This window comes from Pseudoalteromonas sp. FUC4 (genome assembly GCF_008370255.1).
Lineage (GTDB): Bacteria > Pseudomonadota > Gammaproteobacteria > Enterobacterales > Alteromonadaceae > Pseudoalteromonas.
In genome coordinates this window covers 592204-609378 of sequence record NZ_SEUI01000001.1, presented here as the reverse complement: position 1 = coordinate 609378, position 17175 = coordinate 592204, and the positions used below count along the sequence as shown (strand labels likewise).

Sequence of the window (17175 nt, the reverse complement as noted above, 5' to 3'; positions counted from 1 at the left end):
ATAAAAAAATTAAAATGGTCGGGAAATTAAATTACCAAAGCTAATACATTCTTAAATTTAAAGTGTATTGGCATTATTTTTAATCTAATCTATTTCTCTAAATGCGTTATAATTAAGTTCTGTTAATGGTGAAAGTAAATAATCCATTGGCGTTCTATCTTCAAGCAAAATCATTACTTCCGCTGGCATACCTGGGTATAAGTCTATATCTGTTCTATTATTTTCTATTTTAACTTTAACTTTATAAGCCGATATATCTTTTTCTTCGTCATAAATTCTATCTGCAGAAACGTTTTCAACTACACCATCAATAGGCGCCACGCGGCGCATATTATAAGATGATAATCTTATTTTTGCTTTCATTCCCTCGTGAACAGACTCTATATCTTTAGGGTTTAATAAAACTTCTACTAATAAATCATCTGTATCTGGGACAATCTCTAATAATACTTGCCTAGGACTAATTACACCTTGAAGTGTATTTACTGATAAATTCACAACGTATCCTGATATAGGGCTAATAATAGTCGTTCTATCTAAAACATCTTTAACCCGCATGTATTCTGAATGTCTAATTCTTAATAGCTCTTGTTGTTTTTCAAAAATTTCTCGCAATTGCTTTTGATGTTCAATTTTAATACTTGCAAGCGATAGTTCTGACTCATTAATCGATGCTTTAGCGCGTTGAATTAATCCTATATATTCGCTTAATCGGCCTCGGATAGATTCTTGGTTACTTTTGGCACTTAAAAATTGCGCTCTAGAAGAGTAACCTTTTTTTTCAAGCTCTTGATACATAGTAACTTGCTCATCTGCAATTTTTAGTTGCTTTTTATCCGATGCTTGTCTTGCTAAGAGTGTTTGTAACTCTTGCGTACTCTGCTCTTTTATTTCTTCTTGTAGCGATATTAAACTATTTTGTTTATGTTTATTAGCGTTAAACTGTTCAATTTGGTAATCAATCATTTGTTTTATTTCGATATTATTTTGATCGAAATCAGTAAATACAAGTGTATCAATTCCTGATAGTTCAGCTTGAATACGTTGAAAAGCCGCTTTAGCATATTGATATTGGGTTTGGGTTTGTTCAAATAAATTTTGAGATTGGTCTTTTGCTAATTTAAATAATATATCGCCTTTATTAATATATTGACCTTCTTCAATATAAATCGCCTCTATTATCCCCCCCTCTAAATGCTGCACACTTTTTTTATGCCCTTTAACTACGACACTCCCTGCAGCCATAGATGCTGAACTTAAAGTAGAAAATACAGACCAAATAAAAAAAGTACCAAAACCAATGACAAATATAATAAAGCAGGTAATTAACCATTTTTTGCTTGTTAAGTTATCCATTACTAGCCTCTTTCATTTTATTACGAGTAGCAAAAAACTCAGTTGCTTTACCATTAAACTGAATACTACCTTCTTCAAGGTAAATAATGTTTTGTGCTTTGCTTATCAAATTCATTTTTTTCGCTGAGTAAATTGTTATTTTACCTTCCTCTGTTCTTTTAGCTAAAATTTTAGCTAAAGCAATTTCGGCTCTAGTATCTAAATGGTCATCAATATTATCTGCTATTAATATATGTGGCTTATTAGACAGCGCTTTTATTAATATAATTAATTGAATTTCAGAACTACTAAGCTGAGCCTCAATATTTACAAGCTCAGTATCGTAACCGTTAGTATGTTGCATTATATTTTTATGTAGCCCCAACTCTTGTGCCAACTCCATTGCATATACCTGACTTTCACCCACTGCCATATTAGAAATAATAGTTGTTTTTGTTAAAGGTATATCTGAGCGATATATCCCGATTACTTTTTGCTTGCTTATAGAGTCCCAGCTACTTAAAAGACTTCCTTCAATCCGTATATCGCCTGAAAAAGGCTGATATTCATCCGCTAATATTTTTAAAAGAGTCGTTTTTCCTGAACCATTAGCACCCAAAATAACGTGGGAAGAAGTAAAGTTTGCACTGAAAGCTTTTATAAATACTTTATTTAAATTGCTATACTTATAAATAACTTTATTCGCAATGAGTGAACCATTAGGGATTGCAGGTTCGGTTTTAATTTCGTTATCTATATTATATGAAGTGACTCTTTTCCATGCTTTGTAACACGTAACCCAATGTTGTAATTGCAAAACAGATTGCTCAAACGGAGCTAGTGCACGTCCAATAATTAAGCTGGCAGCAATCATGCCACCAACTGATAACGCTTGGTTCAAAACATAAGAAACACCTACACATGTAACTGCTATTTGTACAAGCAGCCTATATGTTTTCGATAGACTACTAATATTTAAAGTTTTTATTTTATAGTTTATTTGCGTGCTTGAAGATTGTTGAGTGTATTTTTTCCAAATAGAAACCATTGAAGAAATAAAGCCAGAAGCAACTAAATAATTTTTATTGACTAAAATACTTGTTTGCATATCACTTGCTAACACTTGACTACTTACTCTTTGGCTATATAAATAATTTATCCAGGCAAAAATCATGAGTATAAAAATACTCGATATAGCTATATAGAAAAATGTTGGGTGAATGATTAATAAAACGAATAAGAAAATACTTGTCCAAGGAATGTCGGCAACTGTTGCTAAATGGTTTTGTAAACCAGTCTCTGCTAGTTTTATATCATTAATTAATTTACCATTTTCACTTTTTGTGAAGCCAGTTTCTGCATATAAATTAATTGCTTGCTCACGCCATTCATTTGCTGTTGCATGTAATAGCCTCTGTTTTGCCCATTCTAAGCAGCCGTAAACGAGTACAAGCCATCCAGCGATAATAGTTAGTAAATATAGAGTGTCTAAACTAAAGGAGCTTAATACACGGTCAAATACTTGTAAGGAGTAAATCGGTACAACTAGCATTAATACACTAGTTACAAAACTAAAAAAAAATGTCCACCGTACACGATTGCGTATATGCTTCTTTAGTGATTTCACACTAATTCCTTTTAAAGTATAGAACAGCAACTTATAGCTGCTGTTCTAAATCAGTAACAATTAAGCTATATACATGCTCTCTTGGCCCATAAAATCTTGCGAGCCTATGCCACCAATATCCATATCTGAATCAATTATTACATCTTGGATAACTGTAACGAAATTTCCGCCCTCAGTTTCATAGGTTGTTGACTGTAATTGAGTCGATTCGTCTAAGCCAAGAAGTGCAATTAACTCTGCCTCATAATTGCCATCTAAGTCTTGAGTCAATGAAGCAATTCCAACGCTGTCACTAAACGTAAGAGTATCAATACCAATAGCAAAAAACATATCATCGTAAGTGCCTTCAGTATCAGACGCGATTTGGTCAAGCGATACATTAATATTGTGTACTTGTTGTTGTAAGTCGCTACCTATAACAATAGCTTCGAGGCCTGAGTAATTTTGGCTTGCAAGGTTAATATTTACTTCATTATCGCCATTAACATCCTCAAACGAAACAATATCAAAACCAGTTCCACCATTAATAAACGAATCTGCTTCATCAGCGAAAATCATATCATTACCACTACCAGCTACAATATGATCAACTCCTAAGCCACCAATCAGTACATCATCACCATGACCACCGGAAAGATAGTCATTTCCTTCACGTCCATCGATTACATTATTATTATTATCTCCACCTAATGAATCAGAATGAATACTACCAATAACATTTTCAATACTTCCAAGCTTATCGTGGTCTAATATATTATTATTAATTCCGTCAACTATCTGTTGCCAAGTCATGTTGTAATTGTCTTCAGAACTCCAAGCCCAGCCTAGATTTAAACGAACAAATACACCAGCTCCATCTTCAGTGTTTCCTTCATAACTAGCAGTGTCATTACCGCGACCACCACCAATCCAATCGTTACCACCCACACCACCATGGAGAATATTATCACCATCGTCACCATTTATTGAGTCGCTATATTGCGAACCAATTGCATTTTCAATAGAAATTAAATTATCATGCTGCAACGTATTATTGTTGATGCCGTCTATCATATCGAGCCACGAATGAGAGTCTTTGATCTCTAAAGTGGTAACAAAATTCTGATCTAAACGTATATAAACGCCTTTTCCATCAAGAGTATCGCCAGTATAATCGATTATATCTAGCCCTTCTCCACCATCGAGTGTTTCTCCCCACTCAGCACCGCCATTAAGAAGATCGTTACCCTTTCCACCAATTAACCAGTCCTTTCCTAGACCGCCAAAGATAATATCGTTACCTTTACCGCCATCAATATAATCAGCTCCATCACCACCATCAAGATAGTTATTTTGCTCATTTCCAATTATTACGTCAGAGTGGGAAGAACCAATAAGTGAATTGCTAAAAATTGAATTATTAGAGATTGTTCCAGTATCAATTCCATCAATTAAATCATTCCAGCTGTAGCTTCTTGCTACGGCTTTATCAATAACCCATCCTAGGTCAAGTCTGGCAAAGACAGGCTCATCACTTTCACTGTAATCATCAATTAAGCCTGGTTGGATGGAATCATAGTAACCTGTGATTCCTGAGGTGATTATTTCTAAATTTGAAGTGTTCATTTTGTGCCTCACATTTATAATTATAAATAATAATGTTCAGCAACCCGGCTATCATCCTGATACTAATTCCTTGAGGAGACCCGTGGCTTTCCGTCCTTGATTCGCATCAAGTTTGGCTTTCTTAAACTAAAGATTGAAAATATACAAATCTTTTATGTGAATGAAGACTACACATTGAAGAGCACGGCGTATATTTTGTGAAATATTAACGCTTAGAAATAAACAAAACAAGTTAAAACTCACATAATTTTTAACATCCTGTTAAATAAGGCTAATGATTAATACCTTAGACATAAGCATTAATTTATGTCACTCTCCCCACAATGACTATAAATAAAAAAGATGCAAATTATTTTATTAAATATATACTTTGGTTAATTAACAAATTGATACTAGATTGTTTATAATAAGTTTGAATTAACATAAGGATGTAAATAAATGAAAAAGGTAAGTTTTTTAATCATAATTCTCGCTTTCCCTCTAATGGTATCAGCGCAACAAGACTCAGATGAGAAAGCTAATATTGCTTCAGAACAACTTTCTGAGTGTTTAGCCCTAGCCGATACTGTAAAAAAAGATTGTTTGAGTACATTATTTGCCAATCTATCCCTTACTGAAAGTCAACAAGAGTCATTTTTTGCTTTTGCTAAAGCGAATGGCATGTCAGAAGATGATTTAATTGTTTTAGCAAGTTCTAACCCTAATTTAAATTTAGAACTTATTAGCTCTGGTACTGCTGCAGGTGGTCCAGGTTTAACCTCTGGAGTAGGCACGCCTTTAACAGGTTCTACTGGTTCTGGTGGCGGTGGCGGCGGAACAACAGCTTCAAGTAACTAATTTTAGTCTTCTATAAGGAACCCATTTTATGGGTTTTCTTTTTATGCTTAATAAATTTATTTTTTATAGCCTTTGTAGTTTAATTATTTGGCTTCCTATTCCTTTAGGTAGTAATAGACCGTGGGCTTGGGCAATTTCGGAACTTATTGTTTTTGCATTGTTTTTTTTACATTGTATAATCAATATATATAAAAAAAATGGCTTTTTCCCTCCTCTGCGTACTTGGCCAATTTTTACTTTAATTGGTACCTTATTACTTACTTTACTAATCCAGATTATTTTTTCTTATTCAACAGATCCTATACAAACAAAAATAGTGCTATTAAAAACAGCTAGTTTTTTTATGTTTGCTTGGCTTATTTGTGTATACACCATCGATAAAAAAAGAATCACGACCGTTATCTACGCCTTAATTATTGCAGGATTATTTCAAGCAATTTATGCTACATTTTTAAATTTATCACCTCCCTCCAACTCTCCTTTTTTTGGTTTCCAGTACTCACAAAGGGCTAATGGCTCTTTTGTATACCATAACCATTTAGCTAATTACCTTGCCATGATTTTGTCAATTGGGATTGGTTTTATAATTAATGAACTAGATATTAAAAAAAATTCTAATAGTAAGTTAACTCATTATTTCAGGGATTTTATAAAAGCGCTTTTATCCAAAAAATTAGTTATACGATTGTGCCTTATAATTATTGTTGTCGCATTACTTCTAACTCGCTCAAGAATGGGTAATATTGCATTTTTAGTATCTCTCGCCTCAGTAAGCTTATTTGCTCTTAAATTTTATAAATCAAAGCCGTGGTCTTTAAAATATCTTATTATTAGTTTTTTTGTACTTGATACTATTATTGTGGGTAGCCTTTTTGGTGCCGATAAATTACAAGAAAGATTAGCTGAAACTAGCTTTATTGAAGAAACAAGAGATGAAGTTATCCAAGACTCAATTCCATTAGTTAAGCAATACTACTTATCTGGATCTGGAGGTGGCTCTTATTACGGACTATTTCCTACCAAACAATCAATACCTTACTCCGGCTTTTACGATCATGCACATAACGAGTATGTGCAATTTGCAATTGAGTTTGGTGTTCTAAGCTGCTTTTTAAGCTTTTTGTCATTACTTTATATTTTATACATTTGCTTTAGGAATATGACTCAACGAGCATCGCCTTTATACCAAGGAGTCAGTTTTGGAGTGGCTACTGCGATTACATTTATGATTCTCCACATTATTGTAGATTTCCCACTGCAGGCGACAGCTAATGCAATGACTTTTATTGTTATAATATGTTTAGGTCTACTTAGTAGTAAAAAAAGATTGGCAAAAAATTGAATTTTAAATATTTTTAGGTAATAAAAGCATTTGAAAAAAAAAATAATATTTATCTGTATGTGTGTTTTTTCCTTATTTGTTTTTTCTCAAAAAATAGAGGATAAACTCAATAATAAAAAATTATTACAGTTAATTGAAAATAAATACAATAAAAATGGTGTCAATCGTTATGGCAGTTGGTTAAAGCTATTAGAGAATAGTCAATCTGCTAGCAAATGGTCACAATTAAATACTGTAAATATGTTTTTTAACGAAGAGATTAAATATTATGAGGATATCGATTTTTGGAACAAAAAAGATTATTGGGCGTCCCCCATTGAAACTATAGGCCGTGGAGGTGGCGATTGCGAAGATTATGCTATTGCTAAATATTTTTCCCTTCTTACCCTAGGCTTTCCTGAAGATAAGCTTAGGTTAATGTATGTACGTCAGCTAACTGTTGACGTACCCCATATGGTATTAATTTATTTAGAAAACGATGATTCACCTCCACTTATACTTGATAACTATGAACATAAGATTTTACCCGCGACAAAACGTCCAGACCTAAAACCGATATACAGCTTTAATGGTCATGGCCTCTGGCTTTCAAAGGCAAGAGGTATAGGAAAGAAAGTTCGTAATCAGCATGGCTTAAAATCTTGGCAGGATATGATTGAGCGTATAGAGGTGGATATAAATGTTAGTAATGGAGAAATTAAAATTGAAGAATAAAGTTAATATTGGTATGAGTCTCAGGACGCAAATATATGGTTTGATCTTTTTACTTGTTTCAATTTCTTTTTTTGCACGTTTAATTATTGACATTAATACAACTAAAACCTACTTTACAGAGCAAATGAGCGTACATGCTAATGACGCAGCTATTAATTTAGGTTTATCTATTTCTCCTTATACTGATGAAGAAAATTTAGTTATAGCCGAGACCATGATCTCCGCTATATTTGACTCTGGCTACTATCACAGCATCAGATTTGTTGATAAAAAAGGTAATACTTTAATTGAAAGGGTTAATCCACTAACGTCACAAGATATTCCGCCTTGGTTTATATCTATGTTTGAACTTCCAAGTGTACCTGAGTCAAGTGAAGTTAATAATGGATGGAATATAGCCGGTACCTTAATAGTCGAGAGCCACCCAGGCCTTTCCTATGAAAAGTTGTGGAAGCATGCGATAGACACCTGTATTACCTCTTTAGCTCTTTTGATCATTAGCCTAATACTAGGTTACTTTATACTTAGTGCTATATTTAGACCCCTAAAAAAACTTGAGAAGCAAGCTCAATCAGTAACATATAAAAAATTTATTATTAATAATGATGTCCCCTTTTCAATAGAGTTGAGAACGGTTACCAAAGCAATGAACAATATGGTAAGAAACTTAAACTCGACTTTCCAGTCTTTATCAGAGCATAGTGAAAGTTTATCTAAAAAGGTTTTTCAAGACGAACTTACTAAGTTAGGCAACCGACGAGCATTTGAGAATCAATTTAGTGCAACTCAAACAGGCATGAACAAAGATGATGTTTCATGCCTAATACTTATCTCCCTAGATTCTTTAATGTCTATTAATAAAAATTTTGGATTTGCTGCTGGAGACAACTACGTATTTGAAGTTAAAAACATTATTCAAAAGAACTTTAACTTTTCTCAAGAAAGTGAAATATTTAGAATATCGGGAGGCACGTTTATCTTAATGCTGAGTGTTAGCATAGAGTATAGGCAAGAAATGCTAGAACATTTGAGCCGCGACTTTTCTCAAAAGAAGGTCACAGAATTAGACTCTCCTTATGCTCGAGTTTCTGCCATTGATTACCATAAAACATGTACTTTAAGTGATTTACTGTCGCAACTAGACACATCACCTCATGAAGTCGATATAATTTCTAACTCAAACCTATCTGCAATATCTTTTACTCAGTGGCGCAGTGTTATCAACCATGTAATTAAAAATAAAGAAATTAATTTTAGCGTTCAGCCAATAAAAAATAATTTAAAGGAAGTTGAATACTATGAATTATTTTCTAATGTCTTATACAATAATAAGCCCCTTAATAACAATCAGTTGTTCACTATGGCAGAGCGGCTTGAGCTAACTGTTGGGCTAGATAAAGCAATAATAACAGGGTTATTAGCACAAGATTTAACTCGATACGATAAACCAATTGCAATTAACTTAGCTAAGCAGTCTCTTTACAGCAATGAGTTTATATCTTGGCTTGAATCTATAAGTAAAATAGCTAAAGAAAAATCTTTAAAACTTATTTTCGAAATAAAAGAAACTGTAATAATTGATAGTCAGCAAAAAGCTGCTCAAGTAATAGCAGCGCTAAAAAAACTTGGTTTCAGGGTTTGTATAGAACACTTTGCTATAAATTTAACTTCTATAAAATATCTGCAAGGCTTAAATATTGATTACGTTAAGCTAGATGGAAGCTTTATTAGCAACCTTAAATGTGAAGAAAATCAATACTTCCTAAGAACATTGATTACGCTCTCGCACGGCTTAGGTATAAAGTTTATTACATGCCTAATTGAAGATAATGAAACCTATGATATCCTTATTGAAAATAAGTGTGAATATTTTCAAGGTAGATATATAGCTCTACCCTATCGTATAGGCTCTGAGGCATAGTGCCTAAAGCAGTTAATAACCCATGCTTAAATATAGCTATAAGACTAAATAGCCAAAAAATTAAATATTTCAGTTACTTATTACTTTACGAATTTAACTAATCAAAAGGAGCTTTTTTCTTGAAACTTACGCCGCCCTAGGCAACCACTCCCCTTTTCATCAGCACGTTACGTGCAACCTTAATCGCCGTCTGCGCGAGAATCACTGTTATTTAAATAAAATATTCCCCTGTACTTTGGGAAACTAACTAATTAGGTTATTTACATGTTTGATCACGTAAAAAGAGATTGGCTCTCTAATATTCGTGGCGATGTGCTTGCTGGTATTGTTGTGGCGCTTGCCCTAATACCTGAAGCGATTGCTTTTTCTATTATTGCCGGTGTTGATCCAAAAGTAGGCTTATACGCCTCTTTTTGTATTGCGGTTATTATTGCCTTTGTAGGCGGACGCCCTGGTATGATATCGGCGGCCACCGGTGCAATGGCGCTATTAATGGTGACGCTGGTTAAAGATCATGGTTTGGAATACTTACTGGTTGCTACCTTACTCACTGGTGTACTACAAATATTTGCAGGCTTTTTAAAGCTCGGTGAATTAATGCGGTTTGTATCGCGCTCTGTTGTAACAGGGTTTGTAAACGCGCTGGCGATTTTAATATTTATGGCGCAGTTACCTGAGCTGACTAATGTTACTTGGCATGTTTACGCCATGACCGCAGCGGGCTTAGGTATTATTTACTTATTCCCGTATATTCCAACAATTGGCAAAATACTTCCCTCTCCTTTAGTGTGTATTGTTGTTATTACACTGGTTTCAATATTTTTGGGTCTTGATATAAGAACCGTTGGTGACATGGGCGAACTACCAGACACTCTACCTATATTTTTATGGCCCGATGTACCGCTAACACTCGAAACGCTGCAAATTGTTTTACCGTATTCAATTGGTCTTGCTGTTGTCGGCTTACTTGAGTMAATGATGACCGCCACTATTGTTGATGACTTAACTGATACAACGAGCGATCGTAATAAAGAATGTAAGGGCCAAGGTATTGCCAATATTGGTGCAGGCTTATTTGGTGGTATGGCGGGTTGCGCCATGATTGGGCAATCAATTATTAATGTTAAATCAGGTGGTCGCGGCAGACTTTCTACCTTTATTGCAGGCTCATTTTTAATCATTATGGTGGTGTTTTTAGATGAGTGGCTGCGTTTAATTCCTATGGCAGCCTTAGTTGCGGTAATGATTATGGTATCGATTGGTACGTTTTCATGGACATCTGTTAAGGATTTAAAAAAGAACCCACTTTCGTCAAACGTAGTGATGATTTCCACCGTTATTGTAGTGGTTGCCACGCATAACCTAGCCATTGGCGTTTTAGTTGGTGTGTTGTTAGCTACGCTGTTTTTTGCCAATAAAATTGGTCGCTTTATGGTGGTTAAAACCAAGCATGATGAAGGCAACGATAAAATAATCTATGAAGTAGTTGGCCAAGTGTTTTTTGCCTCAGCTGAGCAATTTATTGCATCGTTCGATTTTAAAAATGCAATTTCTAACGTCGTAATTGATTTAACCCATGCACATTTTTGGGATATAACTGGTGTATCGTCACTCGACAAGGTGGTTATTAAATTTAGACGTGAAGGCGCAACGGTTAATATTATTGGTATGAATAGCGCAACCGAAACTGTAATTGATAAATTTGGTGTGCATAACAACCCTGAAGAAGTCGAAAAACTACTTGGCGGACATTAAGGAGAATGCAATGACTAAAATAATTACCTATGTAGATGGCTCAGCCATTACTAAAAATGTAACCGACGCTGCTATTTGGGCTTCAAAAAAGCTAAATAAACCAATTAGCTTTGTGCATACGCTTGAAAAACCACAGCAAACTAACATTGGCGACTACTCAGGCAGTATTGGGCTTGGTGCACAGTCAACATTACTTGATGAAATGACTAAGCTTGACGAACAACGCTGCAAAGTAAGTTTAAAAATGGCTGACGAATTATTAAACTCAGTAAGTGAGCATGCTAAATCGGCAGGTATTACTAATTTTGAATTAATTAAACGCCACGGTGATTTGCTCGATACCGTTATAGACTTTAAAAACGACACACGCCTTATTGTTATTGGCCAAAATGGTGCGGGACATAGTAATAGCTTTGCGGTGCTGGGCTCACATATAGAAACCTTAGTGCGCAATGCAACACAACCTATTTTGCTTATTCCAGAAACATTTAAACAACCTAAATCATTTATGATTGCGTACGACGGCCGCGAAACAGCCGACAAAGCGCTACAACAAGTGATTGATGGCGGCTTGTTACATGGTCTGCATTGCCATTTAGTGAGTATTAAAAATAACGAAAAAGACCTTGAAGAAAAATTTGTTAATGCACAGCACAAGCTTATCAGTATGGACTTTGAAGTGTCGGCAAGCTTTTTAGAGGGCAATATTTTTGACTCGTTAATGCAATATAAAGAGCAAAATAATGTAGAACTAATTGTAATGGGTGCATTTGGGCACTCTAAATTAAGGCAGTTTTTTGTGGGCAGTAACACCATTAAAATGCTCGAAAACAGCGATGTGCCTGTGGTTATTTTAAAATAAGTAGCTATTTTAAATAAGTAGCTATTTTAAATAAGTTTAAAATCAATCTTAAAAGCCTAAAATCACTTAACTGATTTTAGGTTTTTGTTTTTGGCTTAGCTTCAAACTTTTCAAATAAAAACTGAATAAACGACGTGACTTTTTGAGCCACAAACTTTCTATGCGGATAAATAGCAAATAAGCCAAACTCAAAGGTTTTATAGCCTTGCATAACCTGCACAAGCTTGCCCGATGCAATATCGTCTCTCACCACTATTTCAGGGATTAAGCCAATACCGCCACCCGCTACAACCACCTCTTTTACTGCTTGCGGATTATTAACCGAAACACGCGAGTTTACGTTTGCCGTTAATGCATCACCAGTAGGTGAAACAAGTGGCCAATGGCGACCTATTTTAAAGTTGCTATCAATCACTGTGGCGTGTTGTTCAAGCTCATCAATGCTCCTTGGTGCGCCAAAACGCTGAATGTATCCGGCTGATGCACATAAAATTAAAGGGTAACTGGTAATTTGCCTCGCGATTAAATTAGAATCAGACACACTGCCAATTCTTATTGCTAAATCAACCCCCTCTTCTAGCAAATCAATTGTTTTATCTGAAAGCACTAAATCAATACTTAAATCGGGGTATCGGCTCAGTAACTCAGGCATTAACGGCGCAAGGTTTGATTCACCAAACGACACCGGCGCACTCACTCTAAGTTTGCCGCTAGCAAGCGCTGTTTGACCCGATAAGTTATCGAGCATTTCACTGTAGCTTTCAATTACAGGTACTACGCTTGTGTAATAACTTTGCCCCGCTTCGGTAATCGAAATTCTGCGCGTGGAGCGGTTAAATAATCTAACCCCTAAGTCTTGCTCTACAATGCCCACGTACTTACTAACCAGCGCCTTTGAAAGCCCTAGTCTGTCGCCTGCGGCTGTAAAAGAGCCTGTTTCAACAACCGCTATGATTGTTTTAATGCCAATAATAGTATCCATGATTGTCAATATAGCATTGACATTTATTCCTTACTAGCTCGGTTTTTCAAAACTGATAATAGTGAAAGAATAGCATTATTAAAAATCACTATTCAAAATTAAAAACAGGACAACCCATGAGCAATCTAACGCTATACCGTTTTACTTTATCTGGTCATTCACATCGTGCAGAGTTATTTACATCGCTTTTAAAGCTTGATGTAAATATGGTTGATGTTGCATTGCAAAACGGCGCACAAAAACAAACTGACTTTTTAAAAATGAATATTTTTGGGCAAGTACCGGTACTAAAACATAACGACGACATTATTAACGATTCAAACGCTATTTTACTGTACTTGGCACAAAAGTTTGATGCTAACAGAACCTGGTACCCAGAAGATATTACTGTTCAAGCGCACATTCAGCGCTGGTTGAGCGTTGCTGCAGGGCTTGTGGCGTCAGGTCCGTGTTCGGCGCGTTTAGTTACTGTATTTGGCGCAGAGCTTGATCATCAAAATGCGATAAACATCGCCCACACATTATTTAAAACACTGGATGCGTACTTACAAAACCGCGAATACTTAGTAGGCACTCAGCCAACTATTGCCGACATTGCCAACTTTTCATATATAGCACACGCACCGGAGGGCGGCGTGTCACTTGAGCAATACCCAAATATTTTAAGATGGTTAAGCAACGTTCGTAAACTTGATGGCTTTATAGCAATGCCTGAAACAAAAGCGGGTTTGTTGGCTTAGTTTTTTAAGTTTTAAATACTGTTTGGAAAGAGGCTATTTAGCCTCTTTTTTTGTTTATTTAAATTGAATCTAAAAGCTAGTGCATAATATTTATAATTGGCAATAGGTTACGAGTTTGCTATTGATATAAATTAACAATATAGAGCATCTTCATGTAAATAATGAATGCCCTCTGTTAAGCTATTATGAGAATAAGCTGTCGGTAAATTAGATTAACCTAAAACCTACTCCGTTACCCAGTTTTGTTGAATTGCATATAACTTTGTCTTGTCAGTTAGTTCAAAACCACGCATGTATTGAGCACCAGTAAATATTTCGGCTCCAACTATGAAACCGTCTGACTTTAATTCATTAACATAAACCTCACTAAATATTCTTGAACATCCTAATAGATTCTGTACATCATCGAATGTGTAAAAACCAGCACCTTTATTATAACCTTCAACCCAGATCTTTAATAATTCAATCTTTTTGTCCGTAACACTTTCAACTGGCTTTTCGGAAACCGATTCAAATGGGTTATTACCGACAGGTGGTTCTTTAAATAGTGGTGCTTCATGAATTTCACGGAGAAGGTTATCAAACTGCAACTCGAATTCATCTTCGCGAGAAAAGTTGATATGTAAACGACTTTTTAAAAACGTGGGAACAGTATGAGTACCATCTTGACGAATTAGAGGGATAACTTTTTTTGTATCTATCTGATTCATATATTCAGAAGTAATAATCATTTTCTCATAACCAACACCACCTAAACCATCATTAGCTTTATTAACATATACGTCAGTACAAACCATAATAATGCGATCTGATTCCGCCACACTTGCTTCCATGAATCTTCCTAAATCATCACCTAAACCAAGTCGGAATTGGTCTAAAACGGCATCAATACCTGAGTTTCGTAATCGTTGTGCTAGCTCTAGCACCCACTTTTTATGAGCTTGGCTATCATGAGAATATGAGATAAACACTTTAGGTACAGTAGTGGTCACAAAAATTTCCTTATTAATCAGCTTTTTTATTAAATAATCATAATATAGTATAACCATCAGATATACTTGATAAAAATAGAATAATCAATATGAGAATTAGCTAGTAATGACTTAAACAAAAATTGAATTAGCATGCTAATTCGGCAAAACATTGAGCAATAGCAGTTTCACTTATAATACATCTACTGAATTAAGTGGAATACCAACTGTATATTTTTTCTTTTCAAGCTTTACAACTCTATATCAAGTACCTCAACACCTTTAGCAGGTACGGCGCAGCAAATTAGCGCCTGCCCTGGCTCTACTGGGTAGCTTACGTTATTGCGATACACTACGGCGCCTGCGTTTATTTTTACGGCGCAACTGCCGCAGCTGCCGTTTCGGCAGCCAAATTCAGGTTCTAAACCATGGGATTCGGCTACATTAAGTATAGTGTTATCGCCTTTATTCCAGCGTTGTTCAAAGCCCGATTTACTGAATTTAATTACGGTGTTGTCGGCTTCCTCAGTGCTAATCTCTTTGCTTTTATTAGGTGCTTCGTTTGTATTAAGTACTTTGCGCTTAATAATGGAGGGCCCAAATGCTTCCGAAAATATGTTTTTGTCCTGCACACCGAGCAATAACAGTTCGTTATATACGTGCTGCATAAACGCTTCTGGTCCGCATAAAAAGAACTCGTAATCATCAAGTGGTAAATAGTATCTAAACACATCCGCATTTATGCGCCCTTTTAAATCAAAGCTTTCGTCTTTTAAATTGAAGCTCTCATCTTTTACGTTAAAGCCATCGCCTTGCTTTTTATTAAACTCAGGCTGAGATAAAAGTGAGTAATAATCAATTGCGCCGCTACTCGTATCTGCAAGTATTTTTAGCTCGTTATAAAACGCACGCTGTTGGGCATTTTTAGCACTGTGAAAAATATGCAAAGGGCGTGTATAGCGGGTTCTCAACCCTTCATTGGCAATGTGTTTAGCCATTGAGATCATAGGTGTAATGCCTATTCCACCACCAATTAATACTGCAGGCTTGGTACTAGTTGAGTCAATAAAAAATTGCCCTTGTGGGTATTTAGCTAAAATAACGCTCCCTACTTTTACGTTATTATGAAAGTAGTTAGACACCTCGCCATTTAGCTCTTTTTTAATCGATAACCGATAAAAGAGTTCATGAGGGCTTGATGAAACGGTGTAGGTTCTAATAACAGGTTTGCTATTACTGTTATTGCTATTACTTTTACTTGGTATTTGTACGGTTAAATGCTGCCCTGCTTTAAACGGTAACAAGGTTGTATTGTTATGCCCTTCTAAATAAAAGGAGGTAATTACATTACTTTCTTTAATTATTTTAGTTACTTTTAAAGGCTGCCAAGTATGTTTTAGTTTTTCGGCTTGTTTGTTTTTATCAGCCTCAAGCCATGTGCCCGTCATTTTAGTATTAGGGGAATAAGCATCAAATTTAGCACTAAACGGGAGTAAGTTTTTAAGCCACATTCCTTTAGTGAGGGTAAATTTCCAGCCTCGGTCTGCGCCAATAAAGCCTTCAAGCTCTGGGTGCCCGTCCCATAGAATTTCAACGCTGCCGGTAAGCATTAATACATTGCCGGTGTCAAAATCAGGAAATAATAAACCTGCTTTTGGGTTTAATAAAAAGTTACCCAAGGTATTAAAAAAATTGTTACCTGCGTAATCAGGAATCGTTAATGTGTTGCCTTCTCGCTTTACAAAGCCCGGCAACCCACCACGGTGAGAAACATCAACACCCTCAATTTTTGGATTGTTTTTAGCGGTTATAAAACTCGATACAAAAAATGTATCGGTGGTGTCAATTAACGCAACTGCTGCGTTATCAAGTGTATTAAATTCAACTTTTTGTACTGCACTACTTTTAACTAAAGGATCTCTATTAAACGTTAAGTCGCGCGTTTGAATATACTGCGGGCAATTTCCGAAGGATTGATCAACATTAAAACTCACCTGATTATCGTCAATTGCCTCACCTACGCGCACATTTAAACGGTTACGCCTACGCGTGCTTAGCTCAATGCCTAACAAACCAATTGGCGAGCCGGCAATATTTAACGTGCCATGTAAGGGGTCGTTTTTATCAACCGCGTGGGTCATTAATAACGACGTGGAAGTTGGGGCGCTTAAAAAGCCTGACTGTCCTGAAACAATAGATACCCACACATCGGCGTTTTCATCAACACTGCCTGCAACCACAAATGGTAACTGCTCAAAAAAGGCTTGATGCTGCTCTGGCATAAATGAGCGCACAGCACGTTTGCCAAATGTTGCCATTATTTCTCGTTTACCGAGTTTGTCTTGTATTGCCAGCTCGCCTTCGTGAAACGGTGAAGCATCTATTGAGTTTGTGTTTATCATTTTGCTCGTAATTCGTGTGCGTATTTTATGGGTTAAATTTAACGCAATACACACTCAATGATAATGAGTGTTTTATTGACTG

Annotated in this window: 13 protein-coding genes and 1 riboswitch; of the genes, 7 read left to right on the top strand and 6 right to left on the bottom strand. The window is 35.7% G+C overall.

The window, feature by feature from the left end:
• Positions 1 to 84 precede the first annotated feature (84 nt).
• The 3 genes from EU510_RS02775 to EU510_RS02765 are packed head-to-tail and all read right to left on the bottom strand — an operon-like array spanning position 85 to position 4567.
• Complete coding sequence (locus EU510_RS02775) at positions 85 to 1356, bottom strand: HlyD family type I secretion periplasmic adaptor subunit (RefSeq protein WP_149592159.1); 1272 nt, start codon at positions 1354 to 1356, stop codon at positions 85 to 87.
• Positions 1349 to 2962: an ATP-binding cassette domain-containing protein gene (locus EU510_RS02770; RefSeq protein ID WP_149592158.1), complete on the bottom strand. Its 1614-nt coding sequence runs from the start codon at positions 2960 to 2962 to the stop codon at positions 1349 to 1351. Before EU510_RS02770 ends, EU510_RS02775 begins: the two co-directional genes overlap by 8 nt.
• 60 nt (positions 2963 to 3022) lie before the next feature.
• A complete protein-coding gene (locus EU510_RS02765; RefSeq protein WP_149592157.1) occupies positions 3023 to 4567 on the bottom strand; it encodes a calcium-binding protein in 1545 nt (514 codons plus the stop codon).
• Positions 4568 to 4602: 35 nt separating this feature from the next.
• A riboswitch (cyclic di-GMP riboswitch) is annotated at positions 4603 to 4694 on the bottom strand.
• A gap of 311 nt (positions 4695 to 5005) precedes the next feature.
• Between EU510_RS02765 and EU510_RS02760 the strand changes: the two genes are divergently transcribed.
• The 6 genes from EU510_RS02760 (at position 5006) to EU510_RS02735 (ending at position 11998) form a co-directional block, all read left to right on the top strand.
• Positions 5006 to 5404 (top strand): hypothetical protein, encoded by a 399-nt coding sequence (locus tag EU510_RS02760; RefSeq protein WP_149592156.1) that lies wholly within the window; start codon positions 5006 to 5008, stop codon positions 5402 to 5404.
• Positions 5405 to 5432: 28 nt separating this feature from the next.
• On the top strand, positions 5433 to 6746 hold the full coding sequence (locus EU510_RS02755; protein WP_149592155.1) for an O-antigen ligase family protein: 1314 nt from the start codon (positions 5433 to 5435) through the stop codon (positions 6744 to 6746).
• A 30-nt stretch (positions 6747 to 6776) separates the two neighbouring features.
• Entirely contained in the window at positions 6777 to 7460 is a 684-nt protein-coding gene (locus EU510_RS02750) for a transglutaminase-like cysteine peptidase (protein ID WP_262501183.1), read from the top strand.
• Complete coding sequence (locus EU510_RS02745; RefSeq protein WP_149592154.1) at positions 7426 to 9381, top strand: EAL domain-containing protein; 1956 nt, start codon at positions 7426 to 7428, stop codon at positions 9379 to 9381. The genes EU510_RS02750 and EU510_RS02745 overlap by 35 nt, the downstream gene beginning before the upstream one ends.
• 264 nt (positions 9382 to 9645) lie before the next feature.
• The gene (locus tag EU510_RS02740) at positions 9646 to 11136 is read left to right on the top strand and encodes a SulP family inorganic anion transporter (protein WP_149592153.1); all 1491 of its coding nucleotides are present in this window, start codon (positions 9646 to 9648) and stop codon (positions 11134 to 11136) included.
• Between the two features lie 10 nt (positions 11137 to 11146).
• The gene (locus EU510_RS02735) at positions 11147 to 11998 is read left to right on the top strand and encodes a universal stress protein (protein WP_149592152.1); all 852 of its coding nucleotides are present in this window, start codon (positions 11147 to 11149) and stop codon (positions 11996 to 11998) included.
• 76 nt (positions 11999 to 12074) lie between these two features.
• Here EU510_RS02735 and EU510_RS02730 read toward each other — a convergent pair whose 3' ends face one another.
• A complete protein-coding gene (locus EU510_RS02730) occupies positions 12075 to 12980 on the bottom strand; it encodes a LysR family transcriptional regulator (RefSeq protein ID WP_149592151.1) in 906 nt (301 codons plus the stop codon).
• A 116-nt stretch (positions 12981 to 13096) separates the two neighbouring features.
• Between EU510_RS02730 and EU510_RS02725 the strand changes: the two genes are divergently transcribed.
• On the top strand, positions 13097 to 13720 hold the full coding sequence (locus EU510_RS02725) for a glutathione S-transferase (protein WP_149592150.1): 624 nt from the start codon (positions 13097 to 13099) through the stop codon (positions 13718 to 13720).
• A 224-nt stretch (positions 13721 to 13944) separates the two neighbouring features.
• Here EU510_RS02725 and EU510_RS02720 read toward each other — a convergent pair whose 3' ends face one another.
• Together EU510_RS02720 and EU510_RS02715 are read right to left on the bottom strand one after the other, a co-directional pair.
• Positions 13945 to 14712 (bottom strand): toll/interleukin-1 receptor domain-containing protein, encoded by a 768-nt coding sequence (locus EU510_RS02720; protein WP_262501182.1) that lies wholly within the window; start codon positions 14710 to 14712, stop codon positions 13945 to 13947.
• Positions 14713 to 14942: 230 nt separating this feature from the next.
• On the bottom strand, positions 14943 to 17093 hold the full coding sequence (locus EU510_RS02715; RefSeq protein ID WP_149592148.1) for a pyridoxamine 5'-phosphate oxidase family protein: 2151 nt from the start codon (positions 17091 to 17093) through the stop codon (positions 14943 to 14945).
• Positions 17094 to 17175 lie beyond the last annotated feature (82 nt).